The following is a 19,946-nucleotide window of genomic DNA, read 5'->3' as shown; positions in this document are numbered from 1 at the left end:
CGCCCCACCGCTGGCGCTCGAACCTACTCGTCGGTAGGCTAGGCCGCGACAACCCCGCTTCGACCGGAGAGAGGGCCGCGAACATGGCCATCGAGCACGTTGACGTCCTGATCGTCGGGGCCGGCCTCTCGGGCGTCGGCGCCGCCTGCCACCTGCGCGAGCGCTGTCCCGACAAGCGGATCGCGATCCTCGAGGGCCGCGACGCGATCGGCGGCACCTGGGACCTCTTCCGCTACCCCGGGATCCGCTCGGACTCCGACATGTTCACCCTCGGCTACGACTTCAAGCCGTGGACGGCCGCGAAGTCGATCGCCGACGGGCCCGACATCCTCGCCTACGTCCGCGAGACCGCCCGCGAGCACGGCGTCGACCAGCTCGTCCGCTTCGGCCACCGGGTCGTCTCCGCCGCCTGGTCGAGCGCCGAGAGCCGCTGGACGGTCGAGGCGATCCACGACGGCGTCCCGGTCCGGATCAGCTGCGACTTCCTCTTCAGCTGCAGCGGCTACTACCGCTACGACGAGGGCTACACCCCCGACTTCGCCGGCACCGAGCGGTTCGGCGGCCGGATCATCCACCCCCAGCACTGGCCCGAGGACCTCGACCACGAGGGCCAGCGGATCGTGGTGATCGGCAGCGGCGCGACCGCGGTCACCCTGGTCCCCGCGCTGGCCGAGCGCGCCGCCCACGTGACGATGCTGCAGCGCTCGCCGACCTACGTGATCTCGCTGCCCGGCCGCGACCCGATCGCCAACCTGGCCCGGCGGGTGCTGCCGGAGAAGCTGGCCTACGCCGCCACCCGCTGGAAGAACGTGCTGCTGACGACGGCCAGCTTCCAGCTCAGCCGCCGCCGGCCGCAGCTGATGCGGCGGCTGATCCGCGCCGGCGTCGCCCGCCAGCTGCCGAAGGACTACCCGGTCGACGTCCACTTCAAGCCCAAGTACGACCCCTGGGACGAGCGGCTCTGCGTGGTCCCCGACGGCGACCTCTTCCGGGCCCTGCGCGGCGGAAAGGCGTCGGTCGTCACCGACCGGATCGAGACCTTCACCGAGCGCGGCCTGCGGCTGGAGTCGGGCGAGGAGCTGGAGGCCGACGTGATCGTCACCGCCACCGGCCTCAACCTGGTGGCGATCGGCGGCGTCCAGCTGACCGTCGACGGCCGCGAGATCAAGCTCTCCGACACCATGGGCTACAAGGGCATGATGCTGAGCGACGTGCCCAACCTGGCGATCGCGATCGGCTACACGAACGCCTCGTGGACGCTCAAGTGCGATCTGACCTGCGCCTACGTCTGCCGGCTGCTGAACCACATGGACGAGCACGGGTACCGGGTCTGCGTGCCGCGCAACCGCGACCCCTCGGTCGAGCCGGTGCCGTTCATCGACCTCGCCTCCGGCTACGTCCAGCGGTCGGTCGACGCGTTCCCGCGCCAGGGCTCGAAGGCGCCGTGGCGGCTGCACCAGAACTACCCCCGCGACATCGCCGCGCTCCGTTACGGGGCGCTCGACGACGGGGTCCTGGAGTTCGCCGCCGCGCTCCCCGCCCCCGCCGCGACCACGGCGACCGACGCGCCCGCGCCGGTCGCCGCCGACTAGCCCCCGCTACAGCGGGGGCCGGCGGTCGGCCCAGGGCCGGGCCTGCTCCAGCTGCCCGGCCACCCGCAGCAGCAGCCCCTCGCCGCCCGGGGCCGCCACCAGCTGGACCCCGAGCGGCACCCCGTCGGCGGTCCAGTGGAGCGGGATCGACGCCGCCGGCCGCCCAGTCAGGTTGGCCAGCTGGGTGTAGGGCACCCAGCCGAGGTTCTGCTCGATCATCCGGTCGACCAGGCCGACGTGGCGCAGGACGCGGCCGGTGCGGGTCCGCAGCACGCCGTCGGCCAGCAGCTGGACCGGCGCCGGCAGGTCGAACTGGCCGATCCGCGGCGGCGGCGTGGCCAGGGTCGGGGTCAGCAGCAGGTCGTGCTCGGCGTGGAACGCGGCCAGCCGCCGGACGTGCAGCTGCCGCCGCTCGAGCGCGCCGCAGAAGTCGACGCCGCTGGTCGCCCGCCCGAGCGCGGCCATGATCAGGGTGTCGCGCTCGAAGCCGGCGTCGCCGCAGCCGGTCCGGCGCTTGATCTCGTCGACCTGCCAGGCCAGGTGGACGAACCAGGCGGTCAGGAAGTCCTTGGCCAGCGCCGCGTCGTCGTAGGGCGCCTCGGCCAGCTCGACGATCTCGTGGCCCAGCTCGTCGAGCGCCGTGGTCGCGGCGGCCACGGCGGCGTAGGCCTCGCGGTCCGGGTCGGGGGTGATCGCGCTCGGCACCCGCACGCCGATCCGCAGCCGCCCGGGATCGCGGCCGACCTCGGCCAGCAGCGGCCCGGCCGGACGCGGCGGGTCGTAGGGCGACTCCGGCGTCCCGCCCGCCAGCAGGTCGAGCATCGCCGCGCTGTCGCGGACGCTGCGCGAGACCACCCCGTGGGTGGCCGAGCCGTGCAGCCCCTCGCCGACCAGCGGCCCCGACGGCACCAGGCCGCGGCCGGCCTTGAGCCCGAAGAGGCCGCAGGCGCCGGCCGGGATCCGGATCGAGCCGCCGCCGTCGCTGGCCCCGGCGACCGGGACGATCCCCGCCGCGACCGCCGCGGCGGCGCCGCCCGACGAGCCGCCGGGCGTGCGGTCCGTGTCCCAGGGGTTGCGCGCCGGCCCGAACAGCTCCGGCTCGGTGATCCCCTTGGCCCCGAACTCGGGGGTGTTGGTCTTGCCGAAGATCACGAGCCCGGCGTCGAGCCAGCGCTGGACGACGGTCGCGTGCTCGGCGGCCGGGATCGCGGCCAGCGAGCGCGAGCCGCCGCTGGTCGGCACGCCCGCGTAGTCCTGGCCGAGATCCTTGATCAGGAACGGGACGCCGGCGAACGGTCCCTCGAGGCCGGCGTCCGGAGCGGCGCGGGCGTCGGCCTGGCCGTCGAGGTCGGCGACGATCGCGTTGATCCGCGGACCGACCGCGGCCGCCCGGGCGCGCGCGGCGTCGAGCAGCTCGCGGGCCGTCACCTGCCCGTCGGCGACCAGCCCGGCGAGGGCGAGTCCGTCGTGGCGCTGGTACTCGTCGTCCTGCATCAGTCCTCCGTTCGGCCGGCCCGGCGGACCCTACCCGCGGTCGCGGCGGCGCTCAGCGGTCGGGGTCCTGCGGGGTCGCGAAGGCGCCGTCGATCAGCTCGATCCGGTAGCCGTCGGGATCCTGGACGAAGGCGATCAGCGGCAGGTCCTCGCGCCCGCCGGGACGGTAGGGCGGCTTCTCCGGGGCGACCCCGACCCGGGCCTGGAGGTCGGCCAGCGTCTGGGCCAGGTCGTCGACGGCCAGCGCCAGGTGGTTGTAGCCCTCGCCCAGCGCGTAGGGCTGCTCGCGGCCGTCGTTGACCGTCAGCTCCAGCCGGTCGCCGTCGCCCGGCAGCCCCAGGTACACGTTGTAGGCGCTGTCGAAGTTCAGCCGCCCGCGGCGCTCGAAGCCGAGCGCCTCGTAGAAACGCAGCGAGGCGTCGATGTCGCGGACGCGGACGCAGGTGTGGATCAGGTGCGAGGCCATCCGGTCACGGTAGCGACCGCCGATCAGCCGTCGGCGTAGGCGCCGAGCGACCCGTCGACGCTCCAGACGCTGCTCGGCCGCGGCGTGTCGACGCGGTAGTCGGTGTGGTGGGCCTCGAAGATCCGGGCCCCGAGCGCGCGGGCGGCGGCGAGCGGGTCCGCGGGATCCGCCGCGACCTCGCCGCGGCGGTTGCCGACCCCGTGGACGACGCCGACGAACTGGTGGTGCAGGTAGCGCGACAGCTCCTGCAGCTGGGCGACGATCCCGAGCGCGATCCCGGGGTACTGCTCCTCCGAGGCCAGCAGCAGCGCGCTGCGCTTGTCGCGCAGCTCGGCGATCACCCGCTCGCCGTCGGGCGCGCTGCCCGAGGTGTGGCAGACCATCCGGTCGAAGAAGTTCTTCAGCACCGCCGCCGTCCCGTACCAGTAGATCGGCGTCGCGTAGACGATCGCGTCGGCCCGCGCGACCGGCCCCCGCAGCAGCGCCGCGTAGCCGTCCTCGATCGCGCAGCGGCCGTCGGGTCGGCGGCAGCGACGGCAGTCGCGCAGGAACCCGCCGTCCATGGTGCCGTTGAGGTCGACCAGCTCGCCCTCGTGCCCGGCACCGCGGGCCCCGTCGAGGAGGGCGTCGGCCAGCAGCCGCGAGTTGCCGTCGACGCGGGGGCTGGCGGAGAGGACGAGCACGCGCATACCGGTCATGATAGCGACCGATACAGTCGTTTCAATGACCGACGGAGGCCGCCGCCACCTGCGAGGATCGCGTCCGTGAACGAGCAGGCCGTGATCGACTCGCTGGCCCGGACGGTGCGGGCCGCCCGCCGCCAGCACGGCTGGTCGCAGGACCAGCTCAGCGGCCGCGCCGGGGTCAGCAAGGGCGCGCTGGTGGCGATCGAGAACGGGACCACCAACCCCAGCCTCTCGACCCTCTGCCGGATCTCCGACGCGCTCCAGCTGCCGATCAGCGCGATGCTCGAGCAGCAGCCCGACGGCGGCGTCCGGATCGTCGACCCGGACGAGCTGACCCCGCTCTGGCGCGGCCCCAACGGCGGCACCGCGGCGCTGGTGCTGGTGACCGGCGGCCCGGCCCCGGTCGAGCTGTGGCGCTGGCGGCTGGCGCCCGGCGAGGGCTACGACAACGTCCCCTACCCCGAGCCGGTCGGCAAGACCCTGACCGTCACCGCCGGCGCCCTGACCCTGACCGTCGACGGCCGCGAGCAGACCGTCCGCGAGGGCGCCACCGCAGCCTTCAGCGGCGCCGCCGAGCACCGCTACGGCGGCGGCCCCGACGGCGCCTCGCTGCTGGTCACCACCCACCTGCCGCTCGGCGGCGGGCGCTGACCGGCCCCGCTCAGCGCCCGACCGTCGCCGCCACCGGCCCGGTCGCGGGATCGGCCGCGGCGATCTCGTCGGGCAGGTCGCCGGCCGGCAGCGACTGCCAGCCGAAGCCGCGGCGGGCGTGGCGCAGGCGGTAGGTCACCCGGCCGTGGGCGTTCATCCCGTGCCAGGCGATCCCCTTGGTGACGATCGTGCTGACCTCGGGGATCCACAGCCGCTCGCGCAGCGGATCGAGCGGCCGCGGCGGCAGCGTCAGGTCGACGTCGGCGGCGACGTGGCCCTCGCCGTCCTCCCCCGCCAGCCGCGCCAGCACCGTCCCGTCGCGGTCGCAGATCTGGGACTCGCCGAGCATCGTCGTCGGCCACGGCAGCCCGGGCGCCATCGGCGTCTCGCTGACGATCGGGCCGACGTGCGCGGCCATCGCCACCGGCACCCCGGTCAGCCGCGCGACCCGCGCCGGCAGCTCGCGCTGGTGGCGGGCCCACTCGCGGTGCTCGTGCGCCATCCAGCGGCCCAGCGGTCCCGGCCAGTTCGACGGCATCGACGGCCAGCACATGCCGCCCAGCACCGCCCGCACCCCGCCCTCGAGCAGCCGCCGGGCGGTCCGGAAGCGCGCCAGCTCCCAGCCCGAGGTCAGGCCGACCGTCGCGTCGACCGCGCCGCAGCGGACCACGCCGTCGTCGTCGCCCCCGCGGTAGAAGGCGTTCTCCCACGCCGACGGCTGGTCCTTGTCGTGCAGGTGGGCGGCCCCGTCCGGCTCGGCCAGCACGTAGGTGCCGTAGGCGTGGCGCCCGCGGACCGCCAGGAAGCCGCCGCCGACCACGCACTCCAGCTCGCGCGCCAGCCGCGTCAGCAGCTGGAAGGCCTGCCCGTCGACCGGCAGCGCCGCGTCCCGCAGCACCCGGGCGAAGACGTTCGGCGAGCTGCAGGCCTCGGGCAGCAGGATCACGTCCGGCGCGTGCTCGCGGTGGGCGTCGCGGACCAGGTCCTCGATCCGCGCCAGGTTCTCGCTGATCGCGCCCAGCCGCAGCGCCGGCTGGACGACGGCGATCCGCGTCATGCCGCCACCTCCTCGCGGGCCGCGGCCGGCGAGGGCTCGCGGCGAACCGCGTCGAGGGCGGCGATCGAGACCGCCGGCGGCGCCTTCGGCATCTCCGGCTCGGGGTGGTCGGAGCCGAAGACCGGCCGGGCGTCGCGGAACGCGCCCCGCCACCGCTCGCGGCGGATCTCCAGCTCGGTCCGCAGCTCGGGCAGTGCGCGGGCGAGCGTCTCCGTCCGCGGCCGCTCGCCGTTCACGAGCGCCTTGCCGACCGCCTTCAGCAGCCGCGGCAGCGGGGCGATCTGCTGCAGCGTGCGCCCACGGCCGAAGAGGTCGGAGAGGTCGGGATCCTCGCTGCGGCCGCCGTCACGGACCAGCTCGCAGAGCGCCGGCGACTGCGGCTCGACCCGGGTGTCGAGGTTGGCGAAGTGGTACGCGGGCAGGCAGTGCTGGTCGCGGTGGCGCTCCCAGCGGCGGGTCGCGCGGTCGATCGCCAGCGGGTCGTCGAGGTGCGGCAGCGCGTGCTCGGCGACCGTCCGCCCCATCCACATCGCGTCGCGCATCCCCTGCGCGGTGACCGGGTCCTTGAAGTGGGCGGCGTCGCCGACCAGCGCCCAGCCCGGTCCCGACGAGGCGCGGAAGAACGCGGTCACGTCGGCGGTCGAGCGGATCCGGGTGGCGGTGCTCCAGTCGACCCCGTGCAGCCGGGCCCGCAGCGCGGCGTGCTGGCGGAGCTTGCGCTGCCAGTGGCCCTCGGGGTCGGCGCGGGCCTGCGAGACCTCCTCCCGCGGACCCATGAAGAGGACCAGGATCCGGCCCTTGGGCGCGGTCGGGAAGCAGAGCGCGAACGACTCGCCCTCGCGCCACTGGAAGTACGACTCGGTCTCGCGCGCGCCGCTGCCGGCCAGCGGGTCGTCGACGTAGCGGAAGACCAGCCCGCGGCCGTTGCGCGACATCCGGTACGGCCGCGAGACCCCGGCCGCGGCGGCGACCGGCGAGCGGCGGCCGTCGGCCCCGATCACCAGCCGGCAGCGGAGGTCGCGGAGCTCGCCGTCGGCGTCGAGGTAGCGGACGCCGCTGACCCGGCCGGCGCGCCAGTGAAGGGCCTTGAAGGTGGCCCGCTCGCGGACGTCGACGCCCTCGCGGCGGGCCGTCTCCACCAGCCGCACGTCGAGCAGGTCGCGCGGCACGCAGAGCCCGTAGTCGATGCCGCTGGCCGTCGGCCGCCAGCGCTCGACCGCCCGCACGCCCTCGGCCTCCATCTGCACGTAGCGCACGTGCGACGGGTCGCACTCGTCGAGCACCTGCCGCAGCGCGCCCATCCGCTCCAGCTCCATCACCCCGGCCGGCATCAGCACGTGGGTCGAGAGCTGGTCGGACGGGAACGCCATCTTGTCGAGCGCGACGACCCGGCGGCCGGCGCGAGCCAGCGGGATCGCGGCGGCACAGCCGCCGAGTCGGGCGCCGACGACGACGGCATCGACCTCTTCGGTGGGAACGGACACGACCTCTCTCCTGTTCGTCGACTTCGCGCGCCAGCGTCCCACAGCGCCGGCCTATTTGCAAGGAGGTTCATTTCCGAATTGCATTGCAGTTCACGCCATGAGGGTGGTCCGGCTGGCAAGATGGACGGGGTGAGCACCGCCCCGACCCCCGGCCGCGTCGCGACCCGCCGCACCCGCACGCGGGTGGCGCTGCTGGAGGCCGCCGAGCGGGCGTTCGTCCGTCACGGCTTCAACGGCGTGACGATGGAGCGGCTGGCCGAGGAGGCCGACGTCTCGGTCGGCTCGATCTACGGCCACTTCTCGAACAAGGACGGCCTCTACGTCGCCGTCGCCGCGCGCGCGGTCGACCTCTTCGCCGAGTACCTGGACCGCGCCTACGAGGCCAGCGACTCGCCGCTCGAGCAGGTGATGACCGCCGGCGACGCCTACCTGCGCTTCCACCTGGAGCACCCGGGGCTGTTCCGCTTCATCGCCTTCGACGGCGTCGAGTCGCGGCCGACGATCGCCACCGAGGCCGAGGACCACGCCTTCGCCGAGCGGATCGCCGCCGTCCTGCGCGGGTTCCGCGACCGGATCGCCGCCGCCGTCGACTGCGGCGAGGCCGGCCCCCACGTCGACCCCGAGCTGACCGCGCGGTTCCTGTTCGCCGCCTGGAACGGGATGGTCGCCCTGACCCTCCGCCAGGACGAGCTGGGCCTGGACGACGACGGGATCACCGCCTGCACGCTGCAGGCGCGGCGGATCGTGGCCGAGGGCCTGGCCGCTCCCGGCCACCGCGGGCCCGACGGCCGCGCCGCCGTGCGGCTGCTCGACCTGCCGCCGCGCGACGCCGAGGCCTGAGCGGCCGCTCAGCCCTCGGCGGCCGTCGGCGGGTCCTCCAGGAAGGCCACCGTCGGCACGTAGTAGAGCGATCCCGTGACCGGTCGCGAGACGTCGAGGATCCGGTCGTAGTTGCCCGGCGGCTTGCCGACGAACATGTTCCGCAGCATCTCCTCGATCACGTCGGGGGTCGCCGCGTAGCCGATGAAGTAGGTGCCGTACTCGCCGGCGTCGATCCGGCCGAAGGGCAGGTTGTCGCGCACGATCTGGCGCTGGCGGCCGTCGGCGTCGACGATCGTGTTCAGCGCCACGTGCGAGTTGGTCGGCTTCCGCTCGTCGGGCAGCTCGATGTCGTCGACCTTCGTGCGGCCGATCGCCAGCTCCTGCTGCTCGACGGTCAGCGCGTCCCAGGCCCCCAGGTCGTGCAGGTACTTCTGGACGATCACGTAGCTGCCGCCGGCGAAGGCCGGATCCTCGTCGCCGACGAAGACCGCCGTGGCCGCCGCCGGGCCGACCGGGTTCTCGGTCCCGTCGACGAAGCCCAGCAGGTCGCGCTCGTCGAAGTAGCGGAAGCCGTGGACCTCGTCGACGACGGTCGCGTGGCCGGCCAGCCGGTCGGCGATCCGGCGGGCCAGCTCGAAGCAGAGGTCGGGCCGGCGGGCGCGCAGGTGGACCAGCAGGTCGCCCGGCGTGGCGACCGCGTCGCGGACGGCGCCGGCGATCGGGCGGAAGGGATGGAGACCGGCGGGACGGGGCGCGCCGAAAGTCCGGTCCCACAGCTCGGCCCCGACGCCGACGACGCAGCTGAGGCCGTCCTCGGGCGCGCGGAAGGCGACCGAGCGGGTCAGGCCGGGGACGTCGGCGAGCAGGTCGCGGACCTCGCCCTCGGCGCCCTCCGCGACCGTCAGGACCAGGAAGAACGCGGAGGTCGCGGGCGGCGCCAGGACCTGCTGCGCGCCGACCGCGGCGCGGGCGTCGTCGGCGGCGCTCACCGCTCGGCCCCCGCCGCCGGCGCGATCCGCACGGCGATGTTCTTCATGATCGGCTGGTCGCTCTGGCTGCTGTAGTCGGCCGCCCCGACCAGCACGTTCATCTCCGGCATGTAGCCGGCGGCGCTGCCCCGCGGCAGGTCGTAGCGGAGCGCCCGGTAGCCGCGCAGCTCGCGCCGCGTGCCGTCGCGCGAGGTCGCGACGAGGTCGACCAGGTCGCCCTCCCCCAGGCCGCGGTCGCGCATGTCGTCGCCGTTCATCAGCACCAGCGTCCGCAGGCCCTTGACCCCGCGGTAGCGGTCGTCGTCGGAGTAGATCGTGGTGTTCCACTGGTCGTGCGAGCGCATCGTCTGCAGCACCAGCACGTCGCCGTCGGCCGGCACCACGTCGGGCAGCGCGGCGGACGAGAACTCGGCGCGGCCGGAGGCCGTCAGGAAGACCCGCTCGCGAGCCGGCTGGTGGATCCGGAACCCGTGCGGCTGACGGACCCGGCGGTTGAAGTCCTCGAAGCCGTCGAGCGTCCGCTCCATCACGTCGCGGATCCGGTCGTAGTCCTCGACGTAGGCCTCCCACGGGGTGGCGCTGGCCGGCAGCGCGGCGCGGGCGAGTCCGGCGATGATCGCGGGCTCGGAGCGCAGCAGCGGCGACGCCGGCCGCTTCATCCCGCGCGACAGGTGGACCATGCTCATCGAGTCCTCGACCGAGGTGCCCTGGAGGCCGCCGGCCTGCTGGTCGCGCTCGGTCCGGCCGAGGCAGGGCAGGATCAGCGCCCGCCGGCCGTGGACGACGTGGCTGCGGTTGAGCTTGGTGCTGACGTGGACGGTCAGGTCGCAGTTGCGGAGCCCGCGGGCGGTCGCCTCCGGGTCGGGCGCGGCGGCGGCGAAGTTGCCGCCCATCCCGACGAAGACCCGCACCCGGCCCTCGTTCATCGCGGCGATCGTGCGGACGGTGTCGAGGCCGTGGTGGCGCGGCGGGTCGATCCCGCAGGTCTCCGCCAGCCGGTCGAGGAAGGCGTCGCTCGGGCGGTGGTCGATCCCGCAGGTGCGGTTGCCCTGGACGTTGCTGTGGCCGCGGACCGGCGAGGGGCCGGCGCCGGGGCGGCCGATGTTGCCCCGCAGCAGCAGCAGGTTGACGATCTCGCGGACCGTGTCGACCCCGTGCTCGTGCTGGGTGATGCCCAGGCACCAGCTCATCAGGGTCCGCTCGGCGCCGAGGTAGATCGCGGCGGCCTCCTCGATCCGGGCCCGCGGCAGGCCGGACTGGCGCTCCAGGTCCTCCCAGCTGGTGGCCTCGACCAGCGCCCGGTAGGCCTCGAAGCCGTGGGCGTGGCGGTCGAGGAACTCGCGGTCGATCGCGGTCGGGTCGTGGCGGGCGGCCTCCAGCACCAGCTTGGCGATCCCGCGCAGCAGCGCCAGGTCGCCGCCCGGGCGCACCTGCAGGTTGAGGGTGCTGGTCGAGGTCGCCCGGTTGAGCGCCATCGCCAGCGGCTCGTGGGGGATGATCGCCCGCGTCGCGCCGGCCTCGACCAGCGGGTTGACGTGGACGATCCGGGCCCCGCGCTTGGTCGCGTCGGTCAGCGCGGTCAGCATCCGCGGCGCGTTCGAGGCGGCGTTGACGCCGAGCACGAAGATCGCGTCGGCGGTCTCCCAGTCGGCGAAGTCGGCGGTGCCCTTGCCGCTGCCGATCGCCGCCTGGAGCGCCCGGCCCGACGCCTCGTGGCACATGTTCGAGCAGTCGGGCAGGTTGTTCGTGCCCAGCTCGCGGGCCAGCAGCTGGTACAGGAAGGTGGCCTCGTTGCCGAGCCGGCCGGAGGTGTAGAAGGCGGCCTGGTCGGGACCGTCGAGGGCGGCGATCGCCTCGCCGAAGAGCGCGAAGGCGTCGTCCCAGCCGATCGGGACGTAGTGGTCGCTGGCGGGGTCGTAGACCAGCGGCTCGGTCAGCCGGCCCGTGTCCTCGAGCTGGAAGTCGGACCAGCCGGCCAGCTCCGCGACGCGGTGGGCGGCGAACAGCTCGCGGCCGGCGCGCTTGCGGGTCAACTCCCAGGTGACGTGCTTGACGCCGTTCTCGCAGAGGTCGACGCGGAGGCCCTTGGGATCGTCGGGCCAGGCGCAGCCGGGGCAGTCGAAGCCGCCGTCCTCGTGGTTCATCCGCAGGATCGCGCGCGGACCGTCGACGCAGGTCCGCTGGCGGGCGATCGCCTGGCCGACGGCGAGGGTCGCGCCCCAGCCGGCGGCGGGGTGGGTGTAGTCGCGACGCGACCAGTCGGCTCGCTCGTCGGGGGGCATCGAGTCGCAGGTCTACCATGCACGCGCGCGTCCCGGGCACGGTCCGGCGGCACGAAGGCCAAGCTGGCGGTTGTGCGCTCGGCGCAGCCCGCGGGACGGCGCCGGTGGTCGCGTAGGCTGCCGGGATGGAGGAGTACCTGGCGCCCGGCGCGTTCGTCGAGTCCGACCACCCGAAGGTCGTGGCCTTCGCCGCGGCGGCGACCGCCGGAGCCCACGGCGAGCGCGAGCGGCTGGCGGCGCTCTTCACCGCGGTCCGCGACGGCATCCGCTACGACCCGTTCGCGTTCTCCGACGACCGCGAGCACTACCGCGCCAGCGCCGTCGTCGACGCGCCGGCGTCCTACTGCGTGCCGAAGTCGATCCTCCTCTGCGCCGGGGCGCGGGCGCTCGGCGTGCCGGCCCGCCTGGCCTTCGCCGACGTCCGCAACCACCTCCAGTCCGAGCGCCTGCGGACGCTGATGGGGATCGACCTGTTCGTCTACCACGGCTACGTCGAGCTGCACGTCGACGGCCACTGGCGCAAGGCGAGCCCGGCCTTCAACCGCGAGCTCTGCGCCCGCTTCGGCGTCGACGCGATCGACTTCGACGGCAGCGCCGACGCCGTCCTCCACCCCTTCGACGGCGACGGCGCCCGCTACATGGAGTACGTCCGCGAGCGCGGCTCGTACGCCGACTTCCCCTTCGACGAGGTGGTCGGCGGGATCCTGGGGGCGTATCCGGGGTTCGCGGTCGACGGCTGATGGGGGCGGGCGGGGTCCGTTCACGCGCTGGCAACGCGGCGGTCACATCGAGGACCCACGATCGTGGCGCGCTCGACCTAGCGTGGCGTCGGATCGGCGTCGATCGGCGCCGACGCGGAGACCCCGAGGAGCCGTATGCCCCCCGCCGATGCCGTCCCCCAACCCGTCCGTTCACGCGCCCGTCGCGCCGCGCTGGTGGCGCTGGCCGCCGCGTCGGCGGTCGCCGCGACCGGGGCCACCGCCTCGTCTGCGGCGCCGCTGACCGGGGTCGACCTGTCGACCTACGAGCGGGTCGGCCGCTACGACCTGCCGACCCCCGCCAACGCGACCGCGCCCTCCGGCAGCCAGCTGGCGGAGGAGGCCTCGGCCGTCACCTACGACCGGGCCACCGACAGCCTCTTCGTGGTCGGCGACGAGGGCACGTCGATCGTGCGGGTCAGCAAGAGCGGCGCGCAGCTCGACTCGATGACGCTCGCCGCCTCGACCTTCGACGATCCTGAGGGCCTGACCGCGATCGGCGGCGGCCGGTTCGTGATCACCGAGGAGCGGCAGCGGCAGCTGGTCCGCTTCACCTACGCCGCCGGCACGACGCTGAACCGCAGCGACACGAAGACGGTCAAGCTCGGGACGACGATCGGCAACATCGGCCTCGAGGGCGTCAGCAACGACCCCGTCAGCGGCGGCTTCCTGGTCGTGAAGGAGAAGGAGCCGAAGGGCATCTTCCAGACCGGCGTCGACTGGGACGCCGGGACCGCGACCAACGGCTCGCCGACGGCCGACGGCTCGACCAACCTCTTCGACCCGGCGCTGGTGCCGACCTCGGACCTCTCGGACGTCTTCGCGCTGGCGAACGTCACCAGCCTGACCGGTCCGCAGACCGGCAACCTGCTGATCATCAGCCAGGAGGCCGGGCGGATCGTCAACGTCGACCGCACCGGCGCGGTGGCCAGCACGCTGGCGATCCGCGGCGACGCCGACAACCCGCGGACCGTTCCCGACCAGACCAACGAGGGCGTCACGATGGACGACGACGGTCGTCTCTACGTGGTCAACGAGGCGGGCGGGCCGGCGGGCCAGCCGCAGCTGTGGGTCTACGCCCCGTCGGCGGCCCCGAACCAGGCCCCGACCGCGGTCGCGCTCGATCCGGCGACGCGCTCGATCCCGGAGAACGCCAGTACCGCCAACCGGGTCAAGGTGGCGAGCGTCGCCGTCAGCGACGACCCGATCGGCAGCAACGAGCTGTCGGTCACCGGTCCCGACGCCAGCCACTTCGAGGTCGACGCCAACGGCCTCTACCTGAAGGCCGGCACCACGCTCGACCACGCCGCCAAGGCCAGCTACGAGGTCCGGGTGACGGTCGACGACCCGGCCGTCGGCGGCTCGCCCGACGCGACCAGCGCGCCCTTCACCCTCACCGTCACGGCGGTCTCCGGCGCCGGCGCGGGGGCGTCGCTGATCGTCTCCGAGGTCTCGCCGTGGAGCAGCGGCGACAGCCCCTACGCGGCCGACTGGTGGGAGCTGACCAACACCGGCGCGACCACGATCGACCTGACCGGTTGGAAGGTCGACGACAGCTCGGCGGCCTTCGGCTCGGCGGTCGACCTGCACGGGGTCACGACGCTCCCGCCCGGGCAGTCGGCGGTCTTCGTCGAGGGCGACGCCGCGACGGTCGCCGCCTTCAAGTCCGCCTGGTTCGGGGCCAGCCCGCCGGCCGGCCTGCGGGTCGGCTCGTACAGCGGCTCGGGGATCGGGCTCAGCACCAGCGGCGACCAGGTCAACGTCTTCGACGCCGAGGGCACCCGCCTGACCGGGGTCGGCTTCGGGCCGGCGACGACCGGGCGGACCTTCGACAACGCTGCCGGCCTCGGCAGCGCGTCGAGCCCGGTGCCGACGATCGCCACCCTCAGCAGCGACGGCCAGAACGGCGCCTTCACCGTCGGCGGCGAGACCGGTTCCCCCGGCACGGCGCCGGTCGCGACGCCGGTGGCGGTGACCGAGGTCGCGCCCTGGGGCAGCGGCGACCCGACCTACGGGGCCGACTGGTGGGAGCTGACGAACACCAGCAGCAAGGCCATCGACCTGACCGGATGGAAGGTCGACGACAACTCGAACGCGGCCGCCAACGCGGTTCCGCTGAGCGGGGTCGCCACGCTCGCCCCGGGCCAGTCGGCGATCTTCGTCGAGGGCGACGCGGCGAAGGCGGCGGCGTTCACGTCGGCCTGGTTCGACGGCACGGTGCCGCCCGGATTCCAGATCGGGACCTACAGCGGCTCCGGCGTCGGGCTCGGGACCAGCGGCGACGCGGTCAACGTCTTCAACGCGGCCGGCGACCGGGTGACGGGCGTCGCCTTCGGCACCTCGACCCAGAACGTCTCGTTCGACAACGCCGAGGGCCTCGGGAGCTTCACGCTGCCGCTGCCGACGATCTCGACCCTCAGCGTCGTCGGCCAGCGCGGCGCGTTCCTCGCCCACGACCAGATCGGCTCGCCGGGCACGATCGGCACCGCCGCCGTCGGCCCGCTGCTGTCGGCGACGGCGCCGACCTTCCCCGACCAGGCGGCGGGCACCACCGGTCCCGGCCAGTGGATCACGCTGACCAACAGCGGCGACGCGGCGGTCCAGATCGACCGGGTCTCGATCCGCGAGGGCGACGACGACTCGGTCGGCGACTTCCTGCTGACGAGCGACCGCTGCAGCGACGCCACGCTGGCGCCGGGCGCGACCTGCCGCGTGCAGGTGCGGTTCTCCCCCGGGCGGGCCAACGCCACGTCGACGGCGTCGCTGGTGGTCGCCTCGAACGTGCCGGGCAGCCCGACGCTGGTGGCGCTGCGCGGGACCAGCAGCGGACTGCCGACCGGGCCCGAGGGTCCGAAGGGCGATCCGGGCGACGACGGCCAGGACGGCGCTCCCGGGCCGCAGGGACCGAAGGGCGAGACGGGCGATCGCGGCGGCGACGGTCAGAGCGGGGCACCCGGGCCGCAGGGTCCGCAAGGTCCGAAGGGCGATCCGGGAGCCCCGGGCCCGCGCGGCGCCACCGGCCCCCAGGGCCCGGCGGGCAAGGACGGCAGCTTCGCCGTGGTGGCGACGCGCAGCCGGCTGGCCGTGCGCCGCGGGCGAGTGCTGACGCTGCGGCTGCGGCTGGCCAACGACACCACCGCGAAGATCGGCCGCTCGACGGCCACGGCCTCCCTGCCGAAGGCGCTGCGGACGAGCGGCCGGCGGACGGTCCGCGTGGCCTCGCTGCGCGCCGCCCAGGTACGGAACGTGGCGCTGCGGCTGCGGGTCTCGCGGCGGGCGACGGTCGGCACCCACCGGGTGACGGTGCGGGTGACGGTCGGCGGCCGCCGGATCGCGCGGACCTTCCGCGTGACGGTCCGGCGCTAGCGGGCGCGTCGCTCGTCCGGGCCGCCGCCGCGGGGTGGCGGCGGCCCGACGAGCAGGTGGGCGCAGTTCCCGCTCGGAACCACCGCCGTCCATGCTGCGCCGGCCGACCGCTCCCCCCGCCGGTCGCCGCCGCAACGATGTCGTCCTCCCCCACGCCCGCCGCTCCCCGCTCCGCCGGTCTGCGCGCGCGGATCGACGCTCGGCTCGGCCGCCTCTCCGAGCGCGGCTGGACGATCTGGCTGCTGGCGACGGGCGTCCTGGTGGCTGCCGCTCGCGCTGACCGCCCTCTCAGCGCACGTTGGCCCGCAAGTCCTTCATCAGCAGCATCAAGTGCAGCGGATCGGTCGGCGACGCGACGAACCCGAAGCGCTCGTAGAACGCTCGAGCCGACTCGTCCTTCGCGTGCACCAGCAGCGCTCGGACCCCGATCGACTCCGCCGCCGCCAGCGAGCGCCCCATCGCGTCAGCTAGCAAGAACGCCCCGAGCCCGTGGCCTTGGACGGTCACGTCGACCGCCAGCCGCGCGAGCAGGACGACAGGAATCGGGTGCCTGGGCATTCCGACTCGAACCCGCGGTGGCACTGACGCAGGCTCCACTCCACCGGCGTTTAGGGCGAAGTAGCCGACGACGCGATCACCCTGCTCCCGATCGCAGACCACGTACGTCCGAGCCGACCCTGCACCCGTCGAGGCCCGGGCGTGCTCGATCAGCCACGTGTCGAGCGCTGGTCGACCGCAATGAAACTCCTCGGTCGACTGCCGCGCGAGAAGTTCAGGATCGGAGAACCGCGGGGCGCTCACGCGGGGCGGGGCCGCGCGAACAGGTCACGGACCGCCGGGATCACCTCGGCCGGGCGATCCAGCGCGGCGCAGAACGCGTCCCACTGAGCATCGTCGAGGACGAACCGCGTTCGGTCGGCGAGCACCCGCTCGGACCGCTCACGCGCGCTCTCGATCACGAACGACGACAACGACTGCCCCGCCGTCTCTGCCGCCTGCCGGAACAGCGCGTCGTCCGCCGGCTCGACCCGAACGTTCAGGCGATGACTCTTGACGGAGGACATGACCCAACTGTACGCACAACGTGCACCACGCGCAAGCGGCAAGACCATCACAGCGCGTAAAGGTTCCGACACGACCCAGGCACTTCTCGCAAACTGCCTGAACAATCGAGCGCCGATCCGTCCCCGCGCAACCGCCCCCACAACGACGAAACCCCCGCGATCAGCGGGGGTTTCGAAAGGAGCGGATGATGGGACTCGAACCCACGACCTTCTGCATGGCAAGCAGACGCTCTAGCCAACTGAGCTACATCCGCGCGGGAGCGAGAAATATAGCGACCTCGCCCTGTGCGTGTCTTGCGACCTGGGTTCCGGAGGCCCAACCCCGTAGGATCGCCGGGATGCGACCAGGGCCCGCCGGGGAATGATCGACGCCGACGCCGGTGACGCCGGCGTGGTCGGGGCCGGGCTGCCCGTCGGGGACGGCGACGGCAGCGGGGTCGCCGACCTGTGGGACGTGGCCGATCCGCTCGCCGCCGCCGGATGGGACGACGCGGTCGCCGCGCGGCTCGAGCCGTTGCTGACCGGCGACCGGCGACCGGCGCGGGTGGCCCGGATCGAGTACGGCGGCTGCCACCTGGTGACCGACCTCGGCCGCCGGCCGGGCGTCGCCCGCCTGCCCCGCGCCTCGACCTTCGACGACGACCGCTTCGACACGCCGCTCGCCGTCGGCGACTGGGTGGCCGTCGAGCGCGACCAGAGCGACGACCGGCTGCTGGTCGTCGGCGTCGCCGCCCGCGAACGGCGGATCGGGCGCCGCGACCCCTCCCGCGAGCTGCTGGAGCAGGTGCTGGCCGCCAACGTCGACGCGGTGGTCGTCGTCCACGCGCTCGACCGGCCGCTCCGCCCCGGCCGGATCGAGCGCTCGCTGGTCCTCGCCCACGAGGGCGGCGCCCGGCCGATCGTCGTCGCGACCAAGATCGACCTCGGCCTGCCGCGCGAGTGGAAGGCCGTCCGCGACGCCACCCCGCCCGGCACGCCCGCCGTCGCCGTCAGCAAGCGCGACGGCCGCGGCCTCGGCGAGCTGCTGGCCCTGCTCCCCCAGGGCGCGACCACCGCCCTGATCGGCGAGTCCGGTGCCGGCAAGTCGTCGGTCATCAACGCCCTCCTCGGCCAGCAGGTGCTCGCCACCGGCGCCGTCCGGGCCACCGACGCCAAGGGCCGCCACACCACCACCGCCCGCGAGCTGGTGCCGCTCTCCGACGGTCACGGCACCTGCCTGCTCGACACCCCCGGCACCCGCGAGCTGGGGATGGTCCGCGACACCGGCGGACTGGCCGAGGCGTTCGCCGACATCACGCACCTGGCCGCCAACTGCCGCTTCGCCGACTGCCGCCACGACCGCGAGGCCGGTTGCGCGGTGCTCGCCGCGGTCGAGGCCGGCGAGCTGCCCGACGGCCGCCGCCGCTCGTTCCTGGAGCTGCGCGAGGAGATCGAGGAGCTCGACGGCAAGCGCGAGGCCCGCGAGCGGCGGATCGGCGAGGGTCGCCGGCCGACCCGCGACCGCTGACCGGCCTCGCCGGCCCGCCCCCGCCCCTGCCCCCGACTCAGGCCGCCGTCGCGCCGGCCTGCAGGTACAGGTAGCCGTGCTCGTCGCTGACCGCGTTCGGGGCGACCTCGCCCGGCTGCAGCTCGTCGAGCGAGGTGCCGTGACCCGCGTCGCGGACGCCGTCGGCCTCGCGCGCCAGGTCGAGCTCGAACCGGTACCAGGTCAGCTCCCAGGCAATCACGATCTGGACCCGCGAGCCGCCGACGTTGCGGATCGTCACCCACGGCGCGCCGAGCGAGCGGGCCACGCCCGAGATCACCCGCGGGTGCGGCGAGTGGTTGTACAGGTCGACCGCGCGGGCCGCCATCCGGGCCCCGGCCGAGGTCACCTGGGCGCGATCGCCGGTCGCGGTCGTCGCGTAGTCGGCCAGCGCGGCCGCCGGCTCCTCGATCGGCACCAGGCCCTCGATCTCGTCCTCCAGCCGGTGCGGCCGCCGCCGCTGGCCGGACGACGGCGCCGCCGTCGGCTCGAAGCCCTCGCCGTCGGTCGGGCCGCTGCGCGACCGTCCCGCGGTCCGCGCGCCCGACCGTCCCGCCCGCGCCTCGGCCGCCTGACGGGCCCCGCGACCACGACCGCGGCGGCGGAACCGCTCCAGCAGCGAGCGGGCCCCGCGGTCCGGCTCCAGCGTCGGCGCGTCGCCGACCCCGACCCGGATCCAGCCGGCGTGCAGCGCCCGTGGCACGCACAGCTCGCAGACCTCGCGGCGCTCCCCGTCGTGGAGGAACACCTCGGGCGCCTCTCCCCGCAGGAGATGGCGCCCGCAGGACGAGCAGACGAGGTAGCTGCCGGGGGTCGACACCCGATCGAGGCTAGCAGCAGGCCGCGGCCCGCAGCCGCCCCGAAAGCGGCCGTTCAGGCGCTCTCGACGTCGCTGCCCGCGAGCCGCGAACGGAGCCGCAGAACGGCCTTGGTGTGGAGCTGCGACGCCCGCGACTCAGTCACCCCGAGGACCTCACCGATCTCGCGCAGCGTCAGGTTCTCATAGTAGTAAAGGGCGATCACGACCTTCTCGCGCTCCGGCAGCCGCTGGATCGCGTCGGCCACCTGGTCGCGCAGATCCTGCTCGGCCAGCAGCTGCTCGGGATCGTCGGCCCGCTCGTCCTCGATCGTGTCGAGCAGCGAGACCTGGTCGCCCGAGGCGTCGCCGACCGCCCACAGCTCGTCGAGCGCGTGGACCGTCGCCTGCGAGACCTGCAGCAGGGCGTCCTGGAAGTCGCGGACGGAGAGGTCGAGCGCATCGGCCATCTCCTCGTCGGTCGGCGCCCGGTGCAGCTGGTGCTCGAGCTTGCTGTGGGTCCGTTCGATCTCGCGCGCCCGCGACCGCACGGAGCGCGGCACCCAGTCCTGGGACCGCAGCTCGTCGATGATCGCGCCGCGGATCCGGGTGACGGCGTAGGTCTCGAAGCGGACCTCGCGGTCGGGATCGAAGCGGTCGACCGCCGACGTCAGGCCGACGAGGCCGTACGAGATCAGGTCGCCCTCCTCGACGTGCGGGGGCAGGGTCGCCGCGATCCGGCCCGCGACCCACTTCACCAGTGGGGCGTGCGCGAGCACGAGTTGTTCACGAGCGTAGGCGTCCCCAGACTCGCGGAGGCGCTTCCACAGCTCTCGGAGATCGGTCGGTCGAGGCTCGACGTGCACCTGATTCGTGACCCTGGATTCGTGAGGGCTCGCCACGGCGGGGACCAT

General features: G+C 74.3%; 17 protein-coding genes and 1 tRNA gene. 6 read left to right on the top strand and 12 right to left on the bottom strand.

The genetic code is table 11. The features are described from left to right. Window positions 1-83: 83 nt before the first annotated feature. Complete coding sequence (locus SH587_RS07690) at window positions 84-1,592, top strand: flavin-containing monooxygenase (protein ID WP_320670000.1); 1,509 nt, start codon at window positions 84-86, stop codon at window positions 1,590-1,592. A gap of 6 nt (window positions 1,593-1,598) precedes the next feature. On the opposite strand, the gene SH587_RS07685 is transcribed toward SH587_RS07690, so the two are convergent. The 3 genes from SH587_RS07685 to SH587_RS07675 are packed head-to-tail and all read right to left on the bottom strand — an operon-like array spanning window position 1,599 to window position 4,241. Beyond that, entirely contained in the window at window positions 1,599-3,086 is a 1,488-nt protein-coding gene (locus SH587_RS07685) for an amidase (protein WP_320669999.1), read from the bottom strand. A 52-nt stretch (window positions 3,087-3,138) separates the two neighbouring features. Continuing rightward, a complete protein-coding gene (locus SH587_RS07680) occupies window positions 3,139-3,552 on the bottom strand; it encodes a VOC family protein (protein WP_320669998.1) in 414 nt (137 codons plus the stop codon). Between the two features lie 23 nt (window positions 3,553-3,575). After that, complete coding sequence (locus SH587_RS07675; protein WP_320669997.1) at window positions 3,576-4,241, bottom strand: flavodoxin family protein; 666 nt, start codon at window positions 4,239-4,241, stop codon at window positions 3,576-3,578. 75 nt (window positions 4,242-4,316) lie between these two features. Between SH587_RS07675 and SH587_RS07670 the strand changes: the two genes are divergently transcribed. Beyond that, window positions 4,317-4,889, top strand: coding sequence for a helix-turn-helix domain-containing protein (locus tag SH587_RS07670; protein ID WP_320669996.1), 573 nt, complete (start codon window positions 4,317-4,319; stop codon window positions 4,887-4,889). A gap of 10 nt (window positions 4,890-4,899) precedes the next feature. Here SH587_RS07670 and SH587_RS07665 read toward each other — a convergent pair whose 3' ends face one another. Then, the gene (locus tag SH587_RS07665; RefSeq protein WP_320669995.1) at window positions 4,900-5,946 is read right to left on the bottom strand and encodes a carbon-nitrogen hydrolase family protein; all 1,047 of its coding nucleotides are present in this window, start codon (window positions 5,944-5,946) and stop codon (window positions 4,900-4,902) included. Beyond that, window positions 5,943-7,430, bottom strand: a complete 1,488-nt coding sequence (locus SH587_RS07660; RefSeq protein ID WP_320669994.1) for an NAD(P)/FAD-dependent oxidoreductase — start codon at window positions 7,428-7,430, stop codon at window positions 5,943-5,945. The genes SH587_RS07665 and SH587_RS07660 overlap by 4 nt, the downstream gene beginning before the upstream one ends. A gap of 129 nt (window positions 7,431-7,559) precedes the next feature. Between SH587_RS07660 and SH587_RS07655 the strand changes: the two genes are divergently transcribed. Then, on the top strand, window positions 7,560-8,270 hold the full coding sequence (locus SH587_RS07655) for a TetR/AcrR family transcriptional regulator (protein ID WP_320669993.1): 711 nt from the start codon (window positions 7,560-7,562) through the stop codon (window positions 8,268-8,270). 8 nt (window positions 8,271-8,278) lie between these two features. On the opposite strand, the gene SH587_RS07650 is transcribed toward SH587_RS07655, so the two are convergent. Then, entirely contained in the window at window positions 8,279-9,241 is a 963-nt protein-coding gene (locus tag SH587_RS07650; RefSeq protein ID WP_320669992.1) for a Dyp-type peroxidase, read from the bottom strand. After that, window positions 9,238-11,523 (bottom strand): FdhF/YdeP family oxidoreductase, encoded by a 2,286-nt coding sequence (locus SH587_RS07645; RefSeq protein ID WP_320669991.1) that lies wholly within the window; start codon window positions 11,521-11,523, stop codon window positions 9,238-9,240. Before SH587_RS07645 ends, SH587_RS07650 begins: the two co-directional genes overlap by 4 nt. A gap of 125 nt (window positions 11,524-11,648) precedes the next feature. On the opposite strand from SH587_RS07645, the gene SH587_RS07640 reads away from it, so the two are divergent. Continuing rightward, complete coding sequence (locus SH587_RS07640) at window positions 11,649-12,263, top strand: transglutaminase-like domain-containing protein (RefSeq protein WP_320669990.1); 615 nt, start codon at window positions 11,649-11,651, stop codon at window positions 12,261-12,263. A gap of 135 nt (window positions 12,264-12,398) precedes the next feature. Further along, entirely contained in the window at window positions 12,399-15,647 is a 3,249-nt protein-coding gene (locus SH587_RS07635) for an SdiA-regulated domain-containing protein (protein ID WP_320669989.1), read from the top strand. 288 nt (window positions 15,648-15,935) lie between these two features. Here the strand turns inward: SH587_RS07635 and SH587_RS07630 are convergent, their stop codons facing one another. From SH587_RS07630 to SH587_RS07620, 3 genes are all read right to left on the bottom strand, one after another. Next, window positions 15,936-16,448, bottom strand: coding sequence for a GNAT family N-acetyltransferase (locus SH587_RS07630; RefSeq protein WP_320669988.1), 513 nt, complete (start codon window positions 16,446-16,448; stop codon window positions 15,936-15,938). Further along, on the bottom strand, window positions 16,445-16,711 hold the full coding sequence (locus SH587_RS07625) for a type II toxin-antitoxin system TacA family antitoxin (protein ID WP_320669987.1): 267 nt from the start codon (window positions 16,709-16,711) through the stop codon (window positions 16,445-16,447). The genes SH587_RS07630 and SH587_RS07625 overlap by 4 nt, the downstream gene beginning before the upstream one ends. 180 nt (window positions 16,712-16,891) lie before the next feature. Then, window positions 16,892-16,965, bottom strand: a tRNA-Gly gene (locus SH587_RS07620). Between the two features lie 107 nt (window positions 16,966-17,072). On the opposite strand from SH587_RS07620, the gene rsgA reads away from it, so the two are divergent. After that, window positions 17,073-18,218 carry a ribosome small subunit-dependent GTPase A gene (gene rsgA, locus SH587_RS07615; protein WP_320669986.1) on the top strand — a complete coding sequence of 382 codons (1,146 nt, stop codon included), beginning with the start codon at window positions 17,073-17,075 and terminating at the stop codon, window positions 18,216-18,218. A 37-nt stretch (window positions 18,219-18,255) separates the two neighbouring features. On the opposite strand, the gene SH587_RS07610 is transcribed toward rsgA, so the two are convergent. Both SH587_RS07610 and whiG read right to left on the bottom strand, forming a co-directional pair. Then, a complete protein-coding gene (locus SH587_RS07610) occupies window positions 18,256-19,056 on the bottom strand; it encodes a hypothetical protein (protein WP_320669985.1) in 801 nt (266 codons plus the stop codon). Window positions 19,057-19,109: 53 nt separating this feature from the next. Continuing rightward, the gene (whiG, locus tag SH587_RS07605) at window positions 19,110-19,946 is read right to left on the bottom strand and encodes an RNA polymerase sigma factor WhiG (protein WP_320670063.1); all 837 of its coding nucleotides are present in this window, start codon (window positions 19,944-19,946) and stop codon (window positions 19,110-19,112) included.

The sequence above is a fragment of the Patulibacter defluvii genome, assembly GCF_034096925.1.
GTDB classification, from domain to species: domain Bacteria; phylum Actinomycetota; class Thermoleophilia; order Solirubrobacterales; family Solirubrobacteraceae; genus Patulibacter; species Patulibacter defluvii.
This window is presented reverse-complemented; position numbering and strand designations above follow the sequence as displayed.